At 60.2% G+C, this 794-nt stretch carries 1 pseudogene; it reads left to right on the top strand.

Annotated elements, in window-relative coordinates:
* Window positions 1–591: 591 nt before the first annotated feature.
* A pseudogene (locus tag ACLARN_RS44145) lies at window positions 592–794 on the top strand (group II intron reverse transcriptase/maturase); the annotation flags it as partial.

Genomic DNA, 794 nt, shown 5'->3' with positions numbered 1-794 from the left:
GTGCGCCACGAGGCGCTGTCAATCAATGTGGAGGTGAAAGACCTGCACCATTGTTATGTCGCATCATAGCGGTGATAGCTGAGGGCAGCGGAACCAGGAGACGCTGGGGAAGCGGGAGCAGCCCTGACAAAGCCGGGACGGGCCAGCACTGTCGAATGGCTCGGGTTCGGCGAGCGAGATTGAGAGGTATACGCGAGGAACCACTGTTGTAAAGCCCCTCAAGGCGTGCGCCGGCTCAAACTCGATGGATATGGGCCGGATCGCGATGCGGACTCGTCCCTCATGTCGGATGGGCACTCCTGATTCCTGGGTTCGGGGTGGATAGGGAGGCCATGGTGAAGGTATGCGGCGTAGCCATGGCGATGTCGCAGGGGCAAAGGTGGATGCCTACTCTGTCGAATGGTTGGCAGTGAACGTGGGAACCGTATTATGTCGCCCCATCCTCATCCATATCCGGTGGATGAGAAGGGCAGGCCCGTCGTCGGCTGACGGCATAGTGCGGGGCGGAGCCGTCGTAGTACTCCGAGGACGGGAAAGCCGTTCACATGGGGAAGGGCGGCAGTGTAGTTCGCAGGAAGGGATTGCAAGGGTATGGAGACACCGGTGAATTCCGGTGAGTTGTGGCCGGACTTCGATGAAGCCTGGGCGCGAGTACGGCGGATGCAAGCCAAACTGCACTTGTGGGCGACCCGGGATCCGGGTCGCGTGTTCAGCGATCTGTACAATCTTATGTATGATCCGGCGTTTCTGGTGCACGCATGGGAACGAGTCCGGGGAAATGCAGGTGGCCGCAC

It is taken from the genome of Amycolatopsis sp. cmx-11-12 (assembly GCF_046269425.1).
Classification (GTDB): Bacteria; Actinomycetota; Actinomycetes; order Mycobacteriales; family Pseudonocardiaceae; genus Amycolatopsis.
The sequence above is the reverse complement of the archived record's forward strand: the minus strand, read 5'-3'. Positions and strand labels throughout refer to the sequence as shown.